The sequence below is a fragment of the Acidobacteriaceae bacterium genome (genome assembly GCA_028283655.1).
GTDB lineage: Bacteria > Acidobacteriota > Terriglobia > Terriglobales > Acidobacteriaceae > Granulicella.
Map to the genome: position 1 here is coordinate 1156708 of JAPWKE010000003.1, position 19455 is coordinate 1176162.

Sequence of the window (19455 nt, forward strand, 5' to 3'; positions counted from 1 at the left end):
ATGACAGACCTCAACCCCATCGCTCTGACGAAGCAGCTTGTCGATATCGAATCCACTACCTACAACGAAGGTGCTTGCGGAGAGTTCCTCGCCGAGTACCTCGCAGGTCGCGGCTGGAGTGTCGCGCGGCAACCCGTCTCGCAGCCAGAGCGGGCTGGAACTCCCGGCGCGTGTGAGGGGCATCGCTTCAACGTCATCGCGACGAAGCCGGGCATCGAACCACAGCTTTTCTTCTCGACACACTTCGATACAGTGCCTCCGTTCCTCGGCCCCTGCCGCGAAGACGCAACCCACCTCTTCGGCCGTGGCGTTTGCGATGCCAAGGGCATTCTGGCCGCACAGGTAGCGGCTGCCGAACGGCTCTCTGCCGAAGGACTTCCGGTAGCGATGCTGTTTGTTGTTGGGGAAGAGCGCGACTCTGCCGGAGCCAAGGTGGCGAACGAGCAGCCAGTGCGTTCTTCTCGCTTCCTCATTAATGGCGAGCCGACGGAGAACAAGCTGGCTCTGGCTTCGAAGGGGTGCCTCCGCGTCGAGCTCTACGCGCACGGCAAGGCGGCGCACTCGGCCTACCCGGAGTTGGGTGACTCTGCTATCGACAAACTGGTCGAGGCTCTTGCAAAGATTCAGGCGCTTGAACTGCCGGTGGTGGAAGGCATCGGAGACACAACGCTCAACGTTGGCCTTCTCGCCGGTGGCCGCGCCCCCAACGTCATCGCCGACAAGGCCGAAGCTCATCTGCTGGTGCGTCTGGTTGGCCCCAGCGAGCCGATTCGCAAGGCAATTCTTGCCGCCTGCAAAGGGCTTTGCGAGGTGGAGTTCTCGCTTGAGCTTCCGTTCGTGCAGATGCGTGCGCTGGATGGCTTCAACACGATGGTGGCGAAGTACACCACGGACATCCCGTCCCTCACGAACTGGGGCGAGCCGTTCCTGCTTGGCCCCGGCACGATTCACGTCGCTCATACGCCGGACGAGATGATCCTGAAGCAGGACATCCTGGACTGCGTGGAGTTGTACGTCAAGCTGGCCAAGCAGTTGCTGTCGGCTTGAGTCGTTTCAGGTTGTGACCTCGTTTTTCCTCATCGCTCACCTTAGTAACCGAGCAGTAAACTAGGCCTATGGCCGCCGAGTTTACGCATCTCCATCTCCACACCGATTATTCGCTCCTCGATGGAGCCTGCGACGTCGACAAGCTCGCCAAACATCTAAAGAAAATCGGCCAGACCTCGGCCGCCATGACCGACCACGGCAACATCTTTGGAGCCGTGCACTTCTTCGACGCGATGAAGAAGAAGGACCTCAAGCCAATCCTCGGCACTGAGCTCTACATCTGTAAGGAAGAAGACCATCGCCGCGAATTCGCGGACCCGCAATCCAAGTACAACCACCTGTTGCTGCTTGCCGAAAACGAAGTCGGCTACCGCAACCTTGTGCGCCTTACGTCTGAGGCTGCGCTGCATGGTTTCTACAAGAAGCCGCGTGTGTCGAAGAACTTTCTCGCCAAGCATACCGAGGGCCTGATTTGTCTTTCCGGTTGTCTCGCCGGTGAGCTTCAGCAGAACCTGATGGCAGGGGATTACGAAGGCGCCAAGCGTGTTGCCGGCGAGTACGAAACGATGTTCGGGCGCGGCAACTTCTTCCTCGAAACACAGGATCACAACCTCGATGTGGACGCGAATGTCGTCAAGCAGATGTTCCAGCTTGAGAAGGACCTCGACATCCCGCTGATCGCGACCAACGATGCGCATTACATCGAAGACGCGGACTCGCGTGCGCATGAAATCCTGCTCTGCGTGCAGACCGCGGGCAGCATGAACGACCCGAAGCGCTTCAAGTTCGACACGCAGGAGTTCTACATCAAGACGGCGGAAGAGATGCATCGTCTCTTCGCCGAGCGGCCTGAAGTCTGCACTCGCACCATGCAGTTCCCGGAACGTTGCAACCTCAAGCTGAAGCCCGTAGATAATCCGTTCCCGCACTTCGATTGCCCGGACGGCATGGACCTCGATACGCACTTCGAAGACGTCTGCCGCAAGGGTTGGGCGATGCGTCGAAACACCGCGGTGCGCCACCTCGAAGAAACCGGAAAAATTCGCCACACCATCGCGGAGTACGAAGAGCGGCTGACGCGCGAAATTGAGTGCATCAAGAGCATGAAGTTCCCTGGCTACTTCATGATCGTGTGGGACTTCATCCGTTACGCGAAGGAGCAGAACATCCCCGTCGGCCCAGGCCGTGGATCGGCTGCAGGCTCTCTCGTCGCGTATGTGATGGAGATCACGGACGTCGATCCGATCCAGAACAATCTCCTCTTCGAGCGCTTCCTGAACCCCGAGCGTGTGTCCATGCCTGATATCGATATCGACTTCGAACCCATGCGCCGCGGCGAAGTCATCGACTATGTAAAAGAGAAGTACGGCATCGACCAGGTCGCGCAGATCATTACCTTCAACACGATGGCTGCGAAGGCTGCGATCAAGGATGTTGGTCGCGCGCTTGACACGCCGTACGGAGAAGTGGACCGCATCGCGAAGCTCATTCCGCCCACGATCGGCATCACGATCGAGCAGGCGTTGAAGGAGAGCGATCAGCTCGCGCAGGCTTATGACAGCGACCCAAAGGTGAAGGAGATCATCGACACGGCGCTGCGTCTTGAAGGTCTCGTGCGAGGCGCCGGTGTGCACGCTGCGGGTGTCGTGATCGCGCCGCAGCCGCTCACAGAGCTGGTTCCCGTGACGCGTACCAAGGACGAAGCCATCGTCACCAGCTATGACATGAAGGCCGTCGAAAAGATGGGCCTGCTGAAGATGGACTTCCTTGGCCTGACGACGCTGACGGTCATCTACGAATGCCTCAATCTGATCAAAAAAAACCGTGGCGTTGAGATTGACCTCGCCAAGATCGATCTCGAGGATCAAATCACCTATGAGCGCGTCTTTCATCGCGCACTCACCTCGGGCGTCTTCCAGTTTGAATCCGGCGGCATGCGTGACGTGCTCCGTCGTTACAAGCCGACTTCCATCGAAGATCTCACCGCGTTGAACGCGCTTTATCGCCCAGGCCCTATTCAGGGCGGCATGATCGACGACTTCATCGAGCGCAAGTGGGGACGCCGCGCGGTGGAGTTTCCGTTCCCGGAAGTTGAACCGATCCTGCGAGAGACGTTGGGCGTCATCGTCTACCAGGAGCAGGTCATGCAGATCTCGTCGGCGATCGGCGGGTACTCGCTGGGCGGCGCCGATTTGCTGCGTCGTGCAATGGGTAAGAAAATTGCTGAGGAGATGGCCAAGCAGCGCGTTACCTTCATGGAAGGCGCGGCGAAGCTGAAGTTCGATAAGTCGAAGGCCGGTGCGCTCTTCGATCTGATGGAACAGTTCGCAGGGTATGGCTTCAACAAGTCGCACTCGGCGGCATATGCGTTGCTGGCCTATCAAACGGCCTGGCTGAAGACGCACTACCCGGTCGAGTTCATGGCCGCGCTGCTGACTTCGGAAACGTCGAACCCGCAGAACGTCGTGAAGTACATCCAGGAGTGCCGCGAGCTCGGCATCGCGGTCATGCCGCCGGACGTACAGCGATCCGACGCGAGTTTCACCCCCGCGGGCGACATGATTGTCTTTGGCATGGCGGCGATCAAGAACGTTGGTCAGAACGCGATTCTGTCGATCATCGAAGCGCGCGACGCGCTGAAGGTAGAAGGGAAGCCAGGCTTCACCACGCTCTGGGAGTTCTGCGAGAAGGTCGATCTGCGCCTAATGAACAAGCGCGTTTTGGAATCGCTTTGCAAAGCCGGCGCGATGGACGCACTTGGTAATCGTTCGCAGGTCTTTTCGGCGCTCGACAAAGCGATCGAACGTGCCCAGAAGGCTCAGCGCGACGCTCTTAGTGGACAATCCGGCCTCTTCGGTATGTTTAGCGATGAACCTGCGGCAGGAGCGAAGACAGACGCAGAAGCACTGCCTCTCGCCCCTGACTGGGACGAGCACACACGCCTCCAAAATGAGAAGGACGTGCTCGGCTTCTTCGTCTCCGGTCACCCCATGGATAAGTACCGCGAGAAGTTGCGGAACATGAAGGTGCTCGACACCGCTACGGCCTGCGAGATGAAGCCTGAGCCTGTCGTCTTCTCACGTGGCAAAGCAGAACCTCAGAACGAGATCTCGATTGCTGGCGTGATCACAGGGCTGAAGGTCGCGAAGTCCAAACGCTCCGGCGAGCTGTACGCCTCGGCGATCCTCGAAGATACCGTCGGCAAGATCGACCTGATCGTCTTCCCGGCAAGCTACGAGAAACTGGCTGAAAAGCTAAAGATGGAAGTGCCCGTAGTCGTTCGCGGATCACTTCGCGGCGAAGAGGACTCTGCCCCCAAGCTCGCCATTAGCGGCATCACGGCGCTCGAAGATATCAAAATCAAGTTGCCCGACGCGCTCCGCATCAAGGTACCGCTCCATAGCCCCGACGCCGAACTCCTGCAGAAGCTGCAAGCGCTCTTCGCTGGCGCACCCGGTACGGGAAAACTTATGCTTCGGCTAGAAGAGCCCGACCAGTTCGCCGTCGATATGGAGCCGCAGGGCGTCATGGTCGCCGCCGACGTCGCATTCGTGGAGAGTATCGAAGCCTTGATCGGCAAGGGTGCCGTCCAGATCATCCAATAGCGAAAACAGGAAGTCTCTTGCCAATACTCCGCGCTGCGGTGACACTTGTTCCGTGTGAGGGAATCAAGGATGGAAATGCACCAAGAGGGTTCATCGGCAATTGGGTTCAAGGCACCGCAAGAGCAGCGAGTGGCATATACGCTGCTGCGTCTCTTCGTCGGTCTGGACTTCTTCGGACATGGCTACGCCCGCATCTTCACCGGCACGTACCTCTCCGGCTTTGCGGACTCCATGGTCAAATCCATGACTACAGCGCCGCTTGACCCCAACGTCGTCCACATCGTCGGATATATCATCCCGATCGTTGAAGTCACGCTTGGCGTGCTCTTGCTGCTGGGTCTTTTCACTCGCTGGACGCTCACGCTCGCCTTCGGCCTCATGTTTGTGTTGATGTTTGGCGTGACCATGAAGCAGGATTGGGCTGCTGCCAGCCAGCAACTCCTCTACGGGCTCGTCCTCGCCATCCTCCTCTTCGGCCGCGAGCACTACGACCTCTCCTGGCCCTCTCTTTTTCGCCACAAGGCATAATCGCCGCCGATGCACCGCTGGCTTCGATACAATGAAGCGCGATGGCAGCAGATCAGAAAACGGCCCCCGTAGCGCCTGATGTCGTGCCCGAAGCCTGGCTTCGCACGGAAGTCGCGCGGCACCCGCAGCGACCTTACCCGATGGATTACATCGAAGCGCTCTTTACCGACTTCAGCGAGATCCACGGCGACCGCCGGTTTGCGGACGATGCCGCGATGACCGCTGGCATGGCGCATTTCCACGGAACGCCCGTCATGGTCATCGGCAACCTGAAGGGGCGCTCGCTCAAAGAGCGCGTTGAGCGCAAGTTTGGCTCTCCCGACCCGGAAGGCTACCGGAAGGCTCTTCGCACCATGAAGATCGCCGAAAAGTACGGCCACCCCATCTTCACTTTCATCGACCTCGCCGGAGCGAACCCCGGACTCGGTGCCGAAGAACGCGGGCAGGGCGAAGCGATCGCACGCAACCTGCTGGAGATGTCCCGTCTCCGTGTTCCCACCATCGCCACCATCACCGGCGAAGGCGGCTCCGGCGGTGCTCTTGCCCTGGCCGTGACCGATCGCGTCCTGATGCTGGAGAATGCAATCTACTCGGTGATCTCCCCCGAGGGGTGCGCCTCGATCATGTGGAAGGACGCAGCCAAGCGCCAGAAGGCAGCCGAAGCGCTACGTTACACCGCCGTCGACGTGCAGAAGTTTGGCTGTGTTGACGACGTGATTCCTGAGCCCGCAGGCGGCGCACACACCGACCCCGCGCTCATGATGCAGTTGATGGACGAACGTCTGCAACGGCACTTTGCACAACTGCAGAGTTTATCGCTCGACGACCTTCTAACGGCCCGCTACGAGAAGTTCCGCAACCTGGCGCAGTTCTACACACAGGCCTGATCGGTAACGCAGCGTTCTTCGCTGCGTCTGAATATCTAGATAGCAACGCACGCGTCAGCTATCTTTCGGAGTTAAGAAGACCTTTGTCGAACACCCCAGTCAAGCTCGCCACACCGCGTATGTTGCACCTCGCGCTGTTTGCGACCGGCCTGCTATGGCTTTTTGCCGCTCATACAGCCGCAGCACATGCCGCTCGCGGCTTCTCCACGCTCCTGTCGCTGCCGCTGCTGGATCATCTCCTGCGTGCAGTGTTTGAACTGCTACTGCTCCTCGCTGGCTTCACCGCGTTGGAGTGGATCGCGACCCGGCAGGGAAGCCTGAGCCAGACAAATGCGTTGCCTTGGCGCGCCACCACCGGGCGAGAGTTCCGACTCGGCTTTGCGTTGGGTTGGGCGATGCTCGTCGCTGTAGCTCTGCTCATCGTCGTCTTCGGACAGCTTCACTCGCTCTTTTGGTTCGCCGGGCGCGCCTGGATGATCGCAGCCATCGAAATCCTTACGTTGGCGCTCTCCACTCTCGTCGCAGAGATCGCCTTCCGCGGCTTCCTCTTCCGCGAACTGATCAACGCCGTCGGCGAAGTCGCCGCCATGGTTCTCATGGCGATGATCTATGCCTTAGTCTCGTCTTTTTCTCCGAACTCGGGAAGCCTCAGCGTCACAGTCGTGTTCATCTTTGGCTTCCTTTATTCCATCGCCTATCTGCGTACCCACGCACTCTGGACAGGCTGGGGAATCCACTTCGGCTGGACCGTCATGATGGGCGTCTTCTTCGGCCTCCCGATCATGAGTTCCGGCGTCTACTCGAGCGTTGTCTCCAGTGATCTTTCCGGACCTGCCTGGCTGAACGGTGGCGTCTTCGGCCCGGATGGCTCGACGCTGGCCATCGCTGCGGCTCTGGGTGGCATGGCCGTTCTGTACCAGATGACCCGTGAGTTCTCCTGGCAGTACACCCATACGCCGATCGTGGCCGGTGGCTACGCGGTAGACCCGCCACCACCAGCGGAGCACCTCGCTCTGGAGCGTTCTGCATCGTTCTCTTCGCCAGCGGCTCCGGCCTCTCTCATCCAGATCCAGGCCGCCACCTCGCAGACCTCATCCACGGTCGCAGCCATCGACAAGCATTTGCGTACAGGAAACTCCGAACCTCCTGTCGAATAATTCCAGTCAACGGTAGGAAAGAGGGCTCTAAGCTGATCCCTCCCAAAGCCGAAACGATGGTAGACTAGAACCTGTGCTTCCGCCCGGCTTTACGCCGCGGAGATGCCTGAACGGCCAAGGCCTGACAGTGCAAAGCAGACCACATTAAGATTACGGAGAAGTTCCAATGGCCAAGATTGCCAAGACCGGTGACCGCAAGAAGGTCATGGATACGCAGAAGAGCACCGATTGCCCGAAGTGCGCAAAGCCCACCCGCATCGTTAAGCGTGTAAAGGACCGCGAGCGCGGTACCCCAGGCGGCGTTTACATTTCGTGCTCAGCTTGCGAATTTTTCGAGAAGCTGTAACCAGAAGATAGCCAAGAAAAGATCGTAAAAAGCCCACCACCAGGTGGGCTTTTTCGCGTCTGGAAGCGTCCTACAGAAGTCGCCGTACCAGGGGTTCCGCCGCGGGTACATAAATCGGTTGTCGCGCTTGACGACCGTCCCGTTCAGAAGGCAAACTCCCATGCGGTAGTAGGAGAGCAGAACCAGATGTCGACCAGCAGCATTGTTTCACCCGTCTCAGAAGTTTTCGCCGCCACCCCTCACTTCACCCGCCCAACATTCCTCATGTGTCCCCCTGAGTGGTACAGCGTTGAGTACGCCATCAATCCCTGGATGGCGGGGAATGTGAACCGATCCAGTCGCGATCTGGCCTTCGCTCAATGGAAGGGAATCCATAACGTTCTTCGCAGCGTGGCAGACGTTCGTCTGCTGCACCCCGAACCCGGCTGCCCGGACATGGTCTTCCTGGGCCACGGCGCCCTGATTCATAGCGGTATTGCGGCCGTCTCCAGCTTTAGCCACTCCCAGCGCCAGGTTGAATCGAAGTTTCTTCGCAAGTGGCTTGGCGAGCATGGCTTCCTGCTCTGGAACACGCCTGCGCAGACCGCGTTCGAAGGCGAAGGTGACGTAGCCTTCAGCACCAGCGGCGACGTCCTGTGGGCTGCGCACGGCGTGCGCACCTGCCCGGCAGCGCATGCGCATGTGGCGGACGCCTGGCACGTTCCGGTGCACTCTCTGCACCTGGTAGACCCACGTTTCTACCACCTCGATACCTGCTTCATGCCCCTCAGCGATAACTTCGTGCTGTACTACCCGGCTGCTTTCGACACGGCATCACGCGCCGCTATCGAGCGCTACTACCCGGAAGAGAAGCGGATTATCGTGAGTGAGCGCGACGCCACCCGCATGGCCTGCTGTGCGCTCAATATCGGTCGCACCGTCTTCACAGGCGAAGTGTCGAAGGAACTTGCTATGCGCCTCTTTGACGCAGGCTTCGACGTCGTCCAACTGGAGCTCTCCGAGTTCATCAAGGGAGGCGGCGGCGCTAAGTCGCTGGCGCTTCGCCTCAGCGATCTGCCGGTGACACACAGCAAGTTGCAAGCCTGAAACTGATCCCCAAGAGGGAAAGGCCCCATCCTAGGATGGGGCCTTTCCCTTTTGACCAGACGTCGAATTACTGCGTCGCTGTCTGGTCGGATTTGTTCTGAGTCAGCTGGGCAACTTCAGTGAGCGGATGGCCGAACTTGTCGACCGGCTCAATCTTGACCTTCGCGGTTCCGCTGAAGCCGAGCTTTTCGGCAGCGGCGTGCGAAAGATCAAGAACTGCATTGTTCACCCACGGGCCACGATCCGTAACTCGAACCATGGTGGACCGCTTGTTCTTCAGATTGGTTACCCGGATCCAACTTCCCAAAGGAAGGGTCCGGTGGGCTGCGGTGAGTTCGTTCTCGTTGAACGTATCCCCATTCGCCGTTTTACGGCCGTTAAAATCCCCGCCGTACCAGGTAGCTTTTCCAACTTCGAACCAATGACGCTTCGCAGGCTTAGCGGTGACAGTTTGCACTGCCGATGCCGTAACCTTCGAGGTCGTCGGAGCTGCCGAGACTGATGCCGTCACACCGAGCGCCAAACCAAGCATGGTCGCCCGAGCGTGATGACTTCTGGTTCCAGCCGTGCCTACCGCAAGTCGAGCCAAAGCTCGCGAGCGAGAGAGCACAGTCCGGGTTCGAGTCCGTCTTTGTTCGCTCATACCTATATTGTCCTTGCGTGAATTTGCTAAGTCAAACAACCTCATGGACTTAGCGAGGTTCTCCTCTTGTAATTCACCGCTCGATGTGGTACACCATTCTCAAGAAAGTTCTTGACATACGGAGGCCGTTTTCCCGCGTTTTTGCGCTGATGCCAACTGCATCCAAAGCGGCTTCTCCCCCTGTTTTGCTCTCCATCGCCGGATTCGATCCGTCGTCGGGGGCAGGAATCACTGCGGATTTAGCGGTCTTCGGAGCACACCACTGCTTCGGAACCAGCGCGATTTCGGTGATGACGGTGCAATCTACCCGTGGAGTTGCCGGGGTTGAAGAATCGTGTCCCGATCTTTTGGGGCGGACTTTAGCCCACCTCACGGAAGATCTTCCACCGGACGGAATTAAGATCGGGGCGCTCGGTAGTCAAAAACTGGCCGAAAAAGTATTTTTCTTGCTTGGGGCATTTCCCTCGATTCCTGTCGTTTTCGACCCGGTTTTACTCTCATCCTCCGGAAAACCACTCTTTGCCCTGGAAGACATTCCTGCCCTGAAAAGCGGTTTGCTGAACCGCGTGAGTTGGATCACACCCAACTGGGCAGAGCTGGCTTTGCTCTCCGGCAGGCCGGTCGGGAACCGGGAAGAAGCAGAGTTGGCCGCTGATGAACTTGCCGCTCTTTTCCCGAAGCTCAACATCGTAGCAACAGGTGGAGATCAGAAGCATCCGGCGGATCTTGTCCGCCTCTTTGATGGGGAAAAGCAATGGTTGGAAGGCGAGCACATCGACTCAACCAGCACACACGGAACAGGCTGCGCTTTTTCTTCTTCGCTACTCGCGAACCTTGTGCTCGGGCAAGAGCCCTTCACAGCGGCGTCTAACGCAAAAGCTTTCGTCACCGAAGCTATTCGCTGCGCACCCAGAATTGGCCATGGCAGGGGACCACTCGACCTTCTTTGGCCCCTTCGTCAAGGATCGTCCGCCTAGATGACGCAACGCTTATTGCTTCCACCACCTCGGCTGATAGCCTTAGCTACATAGAGGTGCCACGACGAAGGGCCTCGAAAGCTGATTTATGCCAGACGAAACCCTCTGCCTTACTGTGAACGGGAAAAATCGCGAGTTTGCCGCAACGAACCCGTGCTCGCTCGACCAGGTTGTTGTGCTGCTGGAGCTCCGCCCAGACCGGGTCGCTATCGAACACAACGGCGAAATCGTCCCACGTTCTCTCTGGCACGCAACGCCGATCGCCTCCAATGACCGCCTGGAAGTCGTCCACTTCGTGGGCGGCGGAATCCTTTAAGCATCTTAGAATCAATGGATATCGCTTATACCTCAAGCCTTACTGCTTGCCGGTAAGCGTCCTCAGCAGCGTCTCCCACTGATCGCCGTAGGATGACCATCCGCCGAGATGCTGCACACGTAGCAGGGCGGCTTCGCGCATCTTCAGCCATAGCTCCCGATCACCGGCGAGCCTCTCCATGCGCTCTGTCATGGCCTGTACATCGCGTACCGGAACGACGTAACCCTCTACGCCATCCGTAATCAGGTCTTCGCCGCCGGTATTGGTCGAGCAAAGAATAGGGCATCCGCAGGCCAACGCCTGGGCCTGAACCAGCGCCAAACCCTCTTCAATACTGGGTAAAACGAGGAGGTGGCTGCGCTGCATCAAGCCAATGAGCTCATCCTGCGGTAAGGAACCCAGGAACTCCACATTCTCGGTTTGAAACGAACCTAAAAGGTTTTTGATCTCGGGTTGAACGGCTCCGACGATTCGAAGCGTTTTTTTCTTAAATGGAAGATTCTTAAAGGCTTGCAGAAGATAGGGAACTCCTTTACGGATTCCGACCTGTCCTGCGAAGAGCACATTAAACTCGCCTTCTGACTGAATTGGGCCAGATTGAAAGCGTTCAAGACGTACACCATACGGGATGCGATGGACCTTTTCGGCGGGTACACCCATCTCGATAAAGGAGCGCGCCGCGAAGCTTGAAGGCACCGTAATGGCGTCGGCGACACGATATATTTCTTCTTCGCGGACTACATTTCGGATGTCGACGGGTTCGCCCGGAACCTTCCAGCGGGCAAACTCTTCGGAGACGATCTCCATCTGGTAGCGGTGATGACTCGAACCGCGGTCACAGATAAAACGGCCGCCATGCTCCTGCAGCCAGATGCCGGAGTGGTGGCTGGCTCCGGAGATCGAGATGAGCGCATCGGGTAATGGCTGCTTGCGGGATAGTTGCGAACGGAACTGGCGAAGCTGCCAGTGATCGAAGGTTGGAGCGATTTGCTGGTCGATCGGTTTGGTCAACCAGCGGAGATCAACGGGAGCGCGTCCTGCAAGATACTGCGCGGTGTGCAGCCAGGGGAACGTCGCGACTTTGTCCTGAGCGATGCCTTCACGCTGTAACCGACGCCACGGCCAGGTGGAGTAGACCCGCTGCAGGTGACCACGTTTCTCCAGTTCACGAGCAAGCTCAAAATGGTGGAAGACTCCGAATACGGCTTGGGCAATCTGCATAGGACTGCTCGGAGTATACCGTCGAGGCCTCTGCAAGTCGGTACGGGCCAGGAGGGCAAACTCTACGCGCGTCTAGATGACAGAATATCCGTTATCGGACATAAGCTATGCGCTGGGATGGCCTGAGCTCTTTGAATGCAATGCTTTAGCACCTGTATAGAGAGCGCTAATATTGCCGGAGTCAGCAGCTGAAGATGTGGGGGTGGGTGGCGGACAGACAGGGATTCGAACCCTGGATACCTTGCGGTATACACGCTTTCCAAGCGTGCGCCTTCAGCCACTCGGCCATCTGTCCAAACGTTTACGCCAGGCGAATGCAAGGCTGCAACTTGAAAAGAGTACCACAGGCGCGTCTGAATCTTTTGGCTTGAGCGGCTGTGAGTACAAGTTCGGTAAGAAAGAAGGTCCTCGGCTGGCAGAGCGGCGAAAAGGGGACGTGAGTTCCCTGCCGTTTTGCCGCCGAAGACCTCTGTTGCCAGTTTGCTCTACGCCGGTTCTGCAAGTCCCAGCCAGTGCCGCAGCGACGGGACGCGGGAGAAGATTGCCCACTCGGTGACGATGACCAGCACCAGCGAGATCATCATGGCCGGCAGATAGGCTGCCAGAGCCAATACAGCGGTCACCAGCGCGAAGCTCCAGCGAGGCCGTGCCATGGGCATCGGAGCGCCGAGTACGCCGACGCTCCTTCTGCGCCACCACAGTACGGCTGCGCTGGCACAAAGCAGCACCAGCCCCATCGCCGTTGCGAGTCCCAGAAGCTGATTGGCCAGGCCGAAGAGCTGTCCTTCGTGCGCGGCGACGCCGACTCCCACAATTCGGTCGAGCAGAAGGCGCTGGTTGAAGTTTTGTCTGCTGACAATGGCACCGGTTGCTGGATCGGCGTGGACGATGTCGCGCAAGGTGCGCTGCTGCGCGTCCGATTTGATCGTCCAGGCGCCGCCAGGAGCCATCGCTGGCATGATCTGTACCGGAGCGGTTAGATGCAGCGAGGCTGCGACCGGAATCAGGCGATTGAACGGCGCATAGGCGTCCGGGGCCGTCATGCGATGCATACTGTGGCCCATGTGGCCGGAGTGATCCATGCCCGGCATCCCATCCATCGTATTCAGGCTGCTGTTGTTCATGGCGGCACGCGCCGCGAGTTCGGAAGCCCTGCTGGTCGTCCAATCCTGTCGAGCGACGGCAGTGCCTGTCAGGTCGCGAACTTTCTTGAAGTAGGTGCCCCAGCCGGTAGCCCAAGGGAGCCCGGTGAGGATCAGAAAGAGCGCAAAGGCCGAGACCCAGACTCCTGTGACGGCGTGCAGATCACGCCAGAAGATTCGCTGTCCTTTGCCCAGCCGTATCCAAAGCACTCCAGCGAGCTTTTCCGTCTGCCGGGGCCACCAAAGGTAAAGTCCTGTGAGGATCAGGACGATGGCCCAAGACGCGGCCAACTCCACCAGGTACGATCCCCACTTGCCAGCCATCAACTCGCCGTGAAGGTAGAAGACGATGCGCATGGGGCGTTTGTCTTCGTTGATGACTTTGAGGATCGCGCGCGACTCCGGATTCACGTACACCCGGAACTCCTGCTTGCCGACGCCGACGATGACTCGCACTGCGGCATCCGCACTAGGTGGAAGCTCGTAATAATGCAGGCTCGAGTTGGGGACGGCCTGTACCGCGGCGATTGCAATCTGCTCCGGCGTGGAGCGTGTGGCGTGCAGGTGAAGATGGTCGTACGGGCGATCGAGCCAGTGCTCGATCTGTGGCTTGAAGAGGTAAATCGAACCTGTGCAGGCCAGCCAGATCACCAGTGGGATACAGAAAACGCCCGCATAAAAATGCCATCGCCAGATCATGCGGTACAGGCGACGTCCCTGCTCTTCCTGTGTTCGTTGCTCCATGCTGCTTCTCCTCTATCTGTTGCTCCGTGGAGGATGGGCAAAGCCATCCTCCACGGCCACACGTCGTTTCGTTAGAACCGCATCCGAACGCCGCCGTAGGACGCTCGAGGTGTGCCGGCGTAGACGGACCCGGTGGAGGTCATCAGCGTGGCGGCTCCGTTTTGAACGCCCGTGGAGGAGTTCAAGCTGTCGCTGAGATTGCTGGCCGAAGCGACATAGGTTTTGTTCGTCAGGTTCTGCACGTCGAAGTAGAAGCTGAGCTGGGACAACCGTCCATGGTTTGCCGGAGGATCGTAGTGGAGATCGAGGTTCCAGAGGGTGTAGCCGGGAGCCTTGAGGAGGTTGGCGTTATCAAGTTGGTAGTTGTCCCGCCAGTTCGTTTCGACAAAGCCTCCCAGACCGCGAAGCTTGCCGCTGGGCTGGTCATACAGCACGCGCGCGTTCAGGAAGCTGGGTTGAACACCCGGAATGCGGTTGCCGTTGCGATTGAAGCTGGAGGAGAACGTGCCACTGGTGAGTTGTTCGGAGTAATCGACGTAGACCTGGTTGTCGTATTGGTAGGAGACGCGCGTTCTGATGCCGGACAACGATACGGGCAGCGGATGCCAGTCGAAGCCTGCGTCGATGCCGCGATGCTGCGAGGCGGGAGCGTTGAAGGTGTAGCTCTGCAGGCTGACTCCTGCGGATTGCGTGACCTGCTCGTTGTGGAACCACTCGTAAAAGCCCGACACGGTTGCTTCCAGCGTCCGACTCAACTGAACGGCGGCTCCGACGTCGATGCCGTAGTTCTTCTGGGTTTTGAGTTGCGTGTTGTTGCCGCTGACGCCCTGGGGAGTGACGAAAAGCTGCGTGGCCTGCGGGGTTCCGTAGCCGGTGCCGAAGCGTGCGTGCAAACGCCATGCGGAGGTGGGCTGGTATTGCACGGAGAGTTCAGGGGCAACGTTGAAGTAGGTGCGGTTGCCTGAGATCTTCGTGTTCGTTGGCGTTCCGGTGGTGGGGTAGGCGTAGTTCGTTGCCAATGCCTGCAGGTCGGTGTACTCACCGCCAAGACCGGCGACGAGCGTCCATTTTGGATTCCAGGTGTACTCTGCGCGGCCGTGGAAGCCAGTGTTCCACTGCTTGCCAAAGACGGTTTGCGTCTGGCCGCCGAGGGCTGCGGCTCCACCGGGCATGACGTTGAAGGTGTACGAGTTGATGTTTTCGTAGTTGAAGAAGCCGCCGCCAAACGTGTTCCAGCGCGAGCCGTGATGCACCACGTTGCTCATGAGGTTGAATGACGGATACGGTCCACGGTAGCTGTAAGCGCTGGTGGGTTGGTTGATGTCGCGATCATCGAAGACGAACTGCGTGAGCCAGGTTGTTTCTGGCGAGAAGTCATGCTCCCAGCGGGCGCCGACGATGGTGCGGCGGTCGTGCCGACCGAAGCCAGCCTGTACGGCGGTCTGCGAGACGGTGGTTCCGTTGAAGCCGTTGACGTACATCGTGGCCGATCCGCACCCTGCAGCCGCTGCTGCAGACGAGTATGTCTGGCAGCTGCGCTGGTAGGGGTTCAGCTTGTACTGGGCCAGCGAGAGTCGCAGGGAGAGGTTGGTATCAAGGTCGTTGTTGATGAACTTGAACGTCAGGCGATCTGTAGGCGTGATGGCAACGGTGGCGAGCAGGTTGGCGGTTATGGTGTTGTACTGGCTGTTCGACGTGGCCTGCGTCGCGCGTACGTTGCTTAGGAATCCTGAGACCTGGTAGTTGCTGCCGCCTTTGCCGTAGGTCACGTAGTCGTTGAAGTAGCCGAAGCTACCGAAGTCTGCGCCGACCTCAAGGCCTTGAATCTCGCTGCCGGTACGAGTGTGGAAGTTGATGGCGCCGCCGGTGGCGTAGTTGCCATACAGCGCCGAGGATGGCCCTTCGACAACGTCGACGCTGCTGTACGCGTGAGGGTCGGTGAGGTCGGCGCGTCCCTGCCCGTCGGGTTGCGTTACGGGGAAACCGTCTTCGAAGATCTGTGCGTTACGCAGCCCGTAGGACTGCCGATCGCTTGAGCCACGGATGGAGATGCGCACATCGCGCGGGCCGTTTCCCTGCACGAATGTGACGCCGGGAACGAGCGCGAGGACGTCGCCGATATTGCTGGCTGGGGTCGACTTGAAGTCTTCCCGGCTGACCGTTGCCTGCATTTGCCCGATGGGTGCTTCGGTGACGACGGCAGATCGTCCGTTGACTGTGACGACCGACTGCGCGGAGGAGACGTTCAGGCGGACCAGGACAGGTAGAGCGTTGTTCGACTCTGCGTTGATGGTCTGCTGCGTTGTGGCGAAGCCGGAGTGCGAGATGGAGACGACATACGAAGAAGCTGCGGCTGGTTCCAGAAGGAAGCGGCCCGCGGCATCGGAGGTTGCATGTAGCTGCGGCGAGGTGAATGGTGGACGCGCAACGGCATCAATCGTGGCACCAACGATGGCCGAGCCGTCAGGGTCGACGACCTGTCCGCGGATTGCGCTGGTGGAGTTCTGCGCCCACATGGGCACGGCAAAAAAGGCTGCAACAAGCAATGCGCCTGGCAAAGTACGGAAACGAAACACAAGATCCTCACAATCAAACCGTTAGCCGCAGCCCTGGGAGCCTTCGCTGGAACGCCTGCAAGGCAGGTGCTCAAAGGCACGCTCTCTACGAGAGCGGGACGGGGCTAAATATTTCTGGAAACTAGGAAATATTGGAGAGAAGAGAGGACGGTGGGCCGCGTTTGTAGCGTGACCGCTCGCGAGAGATGCGGCGGTTGGATTCGGCGTGCGCGATGACTTCGTCGCGGCTGATGAAACGGAGGAAGACAGGTTGCGCCGAAAGCGTTGCGAGCACGCTCGGCTGGTGGCCGATTACGATGTTCGCCGGGCAGTACGGGCACTTCCCTTGCAGCGCCGAGAACTGAGGCTTATTGCTCAGCATCTGGCTGCGCTCCGCCATGCTCATCATGCAGTGATGCGCGCCGCTGCGTCGGCAGCAGGCAGGCAGGTTCGCCTCACTCTTTGGCGTCATGGCCAGGAGAGATGTGGCAAACGGCAGGCTAAAGATAGCCAGCAACGCGATGGCGATGAGCTTACGCAATATTTCTATTGGAACACCCGCAACAGCCATCTGACAAAAACGTGTGCTGTTATCGCCGTGGACGGCTTGAGTGCAGTGAGGAATAATGTGAGGGGATATTTGAACTCTGTTGCCACTCAAACCGAATGTTTGAGTGGCGGGGACGACGGGGCTCGAACCCGCGACCTCTGCCGTGACAGGGCAGCGCTCTAACCAACTGAGCTACGTCCCCACGATGTCTTTGAGAAGACAAACCGTAGTACAACTGTCACACAAGGCGATCTGCATTCCTGCGCTCAACCTTGCCCGTTGCAGTGTGTTTCGAACTGCTGCAACGAGACTTAGTCTATCAGAGATTTTGCGGCGAACCAAATCCCGATCGGTTGAAAACTTTTCGCATCAAAAGAACCAACATCCGTTGCATGACTGTCATGCAACGGAGCGTGTCCTTGCGATAGCCTGTCATCCATAAGATCGTGTCCAAGAAGATCAAACCCGCCGCCGGCCCTGCTTCCAAAGCCCCTGTCGCCGTCCCCCCATCGCGATTTCTGAATCGTGATGAGAGCTGGCTGCGCTTCAATCGCCGCGTGCTGGAGGAAGTGGACGACACCACCAATCCCCTGCTCGAGCGGCTGAAGTTTCTGGCCATCACCTCTTCGAATCTGGATGAGTTCATCGAGATTCGCGTGGCCGGTACTCTTCAGCAACTGGAAGAAGATGCCGGGCAGGTTGAAAAACGTGACCTCGGTGGCTTTACGGCCTCGGAGCGCCTGCAGCGACTCTCCAAAGAGCTTCACTCGTTTGCGCATGACCAGGCTGACTGCCTGCATGATCGGCTTTTCCCTGCCATGGCCGATAGGGGGATTCGGCTGCTTCGCTGGAAGAATCTTCGAGCCGCAGACCGAGCCTTTGCTACGCGCTACTTTCAGGAGCAGGTTGATCCCCTGCTGACTCCTGTGACGCTGGACCCCTCACACCCCTTCCCGCGCGTGCTGAACAAAGCGCTTTGCATCGCGCTGCTGCTGCGGCATAAGCGGAAGACCAGCACCCGGATCCCGAGCAATACTCTTGGGGTCGTGACGATTCCGCGTTCCCTACCCAGCATTATTGCTCTGCCAGAGCGTGCGGGACGCAGCCATTTCCTATTGCTCGATGACCTGATCATGGCGCATCTGGAGCCGATGTTTCGGGGCTATCGGATTTTGAACCGCTCGACCTTTCGCGTCACCCGCAACTCGAACCTCTATATGGAAGAGGAAGAGAGCCGCTCAGTTCTCGAAAGCGTTCGCGAGGAGCTACATAACCGCCGCAAGGGAGATGTCGTTAGGCTGGAGATTGCAAAGTCAGCCGACGATGAAGTTTGCGAGGCACTGCGCAGTAACTTCGACCTGGAAGAGTGGCAGGTCTTTCGTACGAACGTTCCCGTGAACCTCTCCCGCTTTATGGAGATGTACTCCAAGGTCAAGCTGCCAGAGTTGAAGTTTCCGGAGTTCCACGGACGTCGGCCGCAGCTGCCAGCCGGGTCTGAAGCTCTCTTTACCGAACTGCGTAAGGGAGACATGCTGCTGCATCATCCCTTTGATAGCTTTTCGACGGTCGAGAACTTTATCCAGTCGGCGATCGCTGACCCGAACGTTATTTCGATCAAGCAGACGCTCTATCGCACCAGCGCAGATTCACCTATTTTCCGGGCTTTGCTTGAAGCAGCGCAGAACCGCGAAATCGATGTCACCGTTGTGGTCGAGCTGATGGCTCGCTTTGACGAGGCTTCGAACATTCGCTGGGCAAGAGAGCTCGAAGACGCCGGTGTGCAGGTCTTTCACGGCATCTTCGGATTGAAGACTCACTGCAAGCTGGCGCTGCTGGTTCGCCGCGATCCTGACGGTGTGATCCGTTCCTACGCTCATCTGGGTACGGGAAATTACAACCCCATCACGGCCCGTTTTTATACCGACATCAGCCTCATCACTTCGCGGCCCGAAATTACTGAAGCGGTGCGGCATGTCTTCCGCTATTTGACGGCTGACTGGCAGGGGCCGACAGATGTTTATCGACCGCTGCTGGTGGCGCCGATCACACTCGCGGACGACATCGTGGCACTGATCCAGCGGGAGTCAGCGTTTGCCCGTGAGGGCAAGCCTGCCCGCATCATCGCCAAGATGAATGCGCTGCTCGACGAGCGTACTATCGAAGCGCTCTACGAGGCCTCTCAGGCTGGCGTTGAGATCGATCTGATTATTCGTGGCATGTGTTCGCTGCGCCCGGGTGTCTCTGGCTTGAGCGAACGTATTCGTGTGCGCTCCATTGTCGGCCGTTTCCTGGAGCACTCACGCATCTTCTGGTTTCAAAACAACGACAAGCCTGAGGTCTTTGCAGGCTCAGCGGATTGGATGCAGCGCAACCTCTATGAGCGTTGCGAAGCCGTCTTCCCTATCTCTGATCCCCTGCTGGCAGAGCGGATGCGCAACGACATTCTTGAGACGTACCTTCGCGATACTGCCAAGGCCCGGTTGATGCAGCCGGATGGAAGCTACGTTCGACCACAGCATAGCGGCAGCGGTCTTAGCGCGCAAACCTGGTTCATGGAACGTGCGCTCGGAGTCCCCGCAGTCAACGACACTGCGCGTGCGGAAACGAAAACCACGAAGAAGCGAACGAAAGCCTCTGCTGGCAAAGAGTAG

At 58.6% G+C, this 19455-nt stretch carries 15 protein-coding genes and 2 tRNA genes; 10 read left to right on the forward strand and 7 right to left on the reverse strand.

The window, feature by feature from the left end; translation table 11 throughout:
* From PW792_07735 to PW792_07765, 7 genes are all read left to right on the forward strand, one after another.
* Positions 1-1047 (forward strand): M20/M25/M40 family metallo-hydrolase, encoded by a 1047-nt coding sequence (locus tag PW792_07735; protein MDE1161824.1) that lies wholly within the window; start codon positions 1-3, stop codon positions 1045-1047.
* A 68-nt stretch (positions 1048-1115) separates the two neighbouring features.
* Complete coding sequence (gene dnaE / locus PW792_07740) at positions 1116-4652, forward strand: DNA polymerase III subunit alpha (GenBank protein ID MDE1161825.1); 3537 nt, start codon at positions 1116-1118, stop codon at positions 4650-4652.
* A 129-nt stretch (positions 4653-4781) separates the two neighbouring features.
* Complete coding sequence (locus PW792_07745; GenBank protein MDE1161826.1) at positions 4782-5180, forward strand: DoxX family membrane protein; 399 nt, start codon at positions 4782-4784, stop codon at positions 5178-5180.
* Positions 5181-5221: 41 nt separating this feature from the next.
* Positions 5222-6067 carry an acetyl-CoA carboxylase carboxyltransferase subunit alpha gene (locus PW792_07750; GenBank protein MDE1161827.1) on the forward strand — a complete coding sequence of 282 codons (846 nt, stop codon included), beginning with the start codon at positions 5222-5224 and terminating at the stop codon, positions 6065-6067.
* Between the two features lie 83 nt (positions 6068-6150).
* Complete coding sequence (locus PW792_07755) at positions 6151-7224, forward strand: CPBP family intramembrane metalloprotease (GenBank protein MDE1161828.1); 1074 nt, start codon at positions 6151-6153, stop codon at positions 7222-7224.
* A gap of 166 nt (positions 7225-7390) precedes the next feature.
* On the forward strand, positions 7391-7570 hold the full coding sequence (locus PW792_07760) for a hypothetical protein (GenBank protein ID MDE1161829.1): 180 nt from the start codon (positions 7391-7393) through the stop codon (positions 7568-7570).
* 186 nt (positions 7571-7756) lie between these two features.
* Entirely contained in the window at positions 7757-8656 is a 900-nt protein-coding gene (locus PW792_07765) for an arginine deiminase-related protein (GenBank protein ID MDE1161830.1), read from the forward strand.
* Positions 8657-8723: 67 nt separating this feature from the next.
* Here the strand turns inward: PW792_07765 and PW792_07770 are convergent, their stop codons facing one another.
* A complete protein-coding gene (locus tag PW792_07770) occupies positions 8724-9167 on the reverse strand; it encodes a septal ring lytic transglycosylase RlpA family protein (protein MDE1161831.1) in 444 nt (147 codons plus the stop codon).
* A 215-nt stretch (positions 9168-9382) separates the two neighbouring features.
* Here PW792_07770 and PW792_07775 point away from each other — a divergent pair, with 215 nt between their 5' ends.
* Together PW792_07775 and thiS are read left to right on the forward strand one after the other, a co-directional pair.
* Positions 9383-10276 carry a hydroxymethylpyrimidine/phosphomethylpyrimidine kinase gene (locus PW792_07775; protein ID MDE1161832.1) on the forward strand — a complete coding sequence of 298 codons (894 nt, stop codon included), beginning with the start codon at positions 9383-9385 and terminating at the stop codon, positions 10274-10276.
* An 88-nt stretch (positions 10277-10364) separates the two neighbouring features.
* On the forward strand, positions 10365-10592 hold the full coding sequence (gene thiS / locus PW792_07780; protein ID MDE1161833.1) for a sulfur carrier protein ThiS: 228 nt from the start codon (positions 10365-10367) through the stop codon (positions 10590-10592).
* Positions 10593-10631: 39 nt separating this feature from the next.
* Here the strand turns inward: thiS and PW792_07785 are convergent, their stop codons facing one another.
* The 6 genes from PW792_07785 to PW792_07810 form a co-directional block, all read right to left on the reverse strand.
* Entirely contained in the window at positions 10632-11813 is a 1182-nt protein-coding gene (locus PW792_07785) for a glycosyltransferase (GenBank protein MDE1161834.1), read from the reverse strand.
* Between the two features lie 207 nt (positions 11814-12020).
* Positions 12021-12108: transfer RNA gene (locus PW792_07790), tRNA-Ser, on the reverse strand.
* 190 nt (positions 12109-12298) lie between these two features.
* Positions 12299-13699: a PepSY domain-containing protein gene (locus PW792_07795; protein ID MDE1161835.1), complete on the reverse strand. Its 1401-nt coding sequence runs from the start codon at positions 13697-13699 to the stop codon at positions 12299-12301.
* A 71-nt stretch (positions 13700-13770) separates the two neighbouring features.
* The gene (locus PW792_07800) at positions 13771-16275 is read right to left on the reverse strand and encodes a TonB-dependent receptor (protein ID MDE1161836.1); all 2505 of its coding nucleotides are present in this window, start codon (positions 16273-16275) and stop codon (positions 13771-13773) included.
* Between the two features lie 121 nt (positions 16276-16396).
* Positions 16397-16795, reverse strand: coding sequence for a hypothetical protein (locus PW792_07805; protein ID MDE1161837.1), 399 nt, complete (start codon positions 16793-16795; stop codon positions 16397-16399).
* A gap of 134 nt (positions 16796-16929) precedes the next feature.
* A tRNA-Asp gene (locus tag PW792_07810) sits at positions 16930-17006 on the reverse strand.
* Between the two features lie 244 nt (positions 17007-17250).
* Between PW792_07810 and ppk1 the strand changes: the two genes are divergently transcribed.
* Positions 17251-19455, forward strand: a complete 2205-nt coding sequence (ppk1, locus tag PW792_07815) for a polyphosphate kinase 1 (protein MDE1161838.1) — start codon at positions 17251-17253, stop codon at positions 19453-19455.

What these genes read in the sequence shown, in the direction of transcription:
- PW792_07760 (MDE1161829.1), top strand. Translation starts at nt 7,391, where the DNA reads ATGGCCAAGATTGCCAAGACCGGTGACCGCAAGAAGGTCATGGATACG.
- PW792_07750 (MDE1161827.1), top strand. Translation starts at nt 5,222, where the DNA reads ATGGCAGCAGATCAGAAAACGGCCCCCGTAGCGCCTGATGTCGTGCCC.
- PW792_07795 (MDE1161835.1), bottom strand. Translation starts at nt 13,699, where the DNA reads ATGGAGCAACGAACACAGGAAGAGCAGGGACGTCGCCTGTACCGCATG.
- dnaE (MDE1161825.1), top strand. Translation starts at nt 1,116, where the DNA reads ATGGCCGCCGAGTTTACGCATCTCCATCTCCACACCGATTATTCGCTC.
- PW792_07785 (MDE1161834.1), bottom strand. Translation starts at nt 11,813, where the DNA reads ATGCAGATTGCCCAAGCCGTATTCGGAGTCTTCCACCATTTTGAGCTT.
- thiS (MDE1161833.1), top strand. Translation starts at nt 10,365, where the DNA reads ATGCCAGACGAAACCCTCTGCCTTACTGTGAACGGGAAAAATCGCGAG.
- PW792_07735 (MDE1161824.1), top strand. Translation starts at nt 1, where the DNA reads ATGACAGACCTCAACCCCATCGCTCTGACGAAGCAGCTTGTCGATATC.
- PW792_07765 (MDE1161830.1), top strand. Translation starts at nt 7,757, where the DNA reads ATGTCGACCAGCAGCATTGTTTCACCCGTCTCAGAAGTTTTCGCCGCC.
- PW792_07775 (MDE1161832.1), top strand. Translation starts at nt 9,383, where the DNA reads ATGTGGTACACCATTCTCAAGAAAGTTCTTGACATACGGAGGCCGTTT.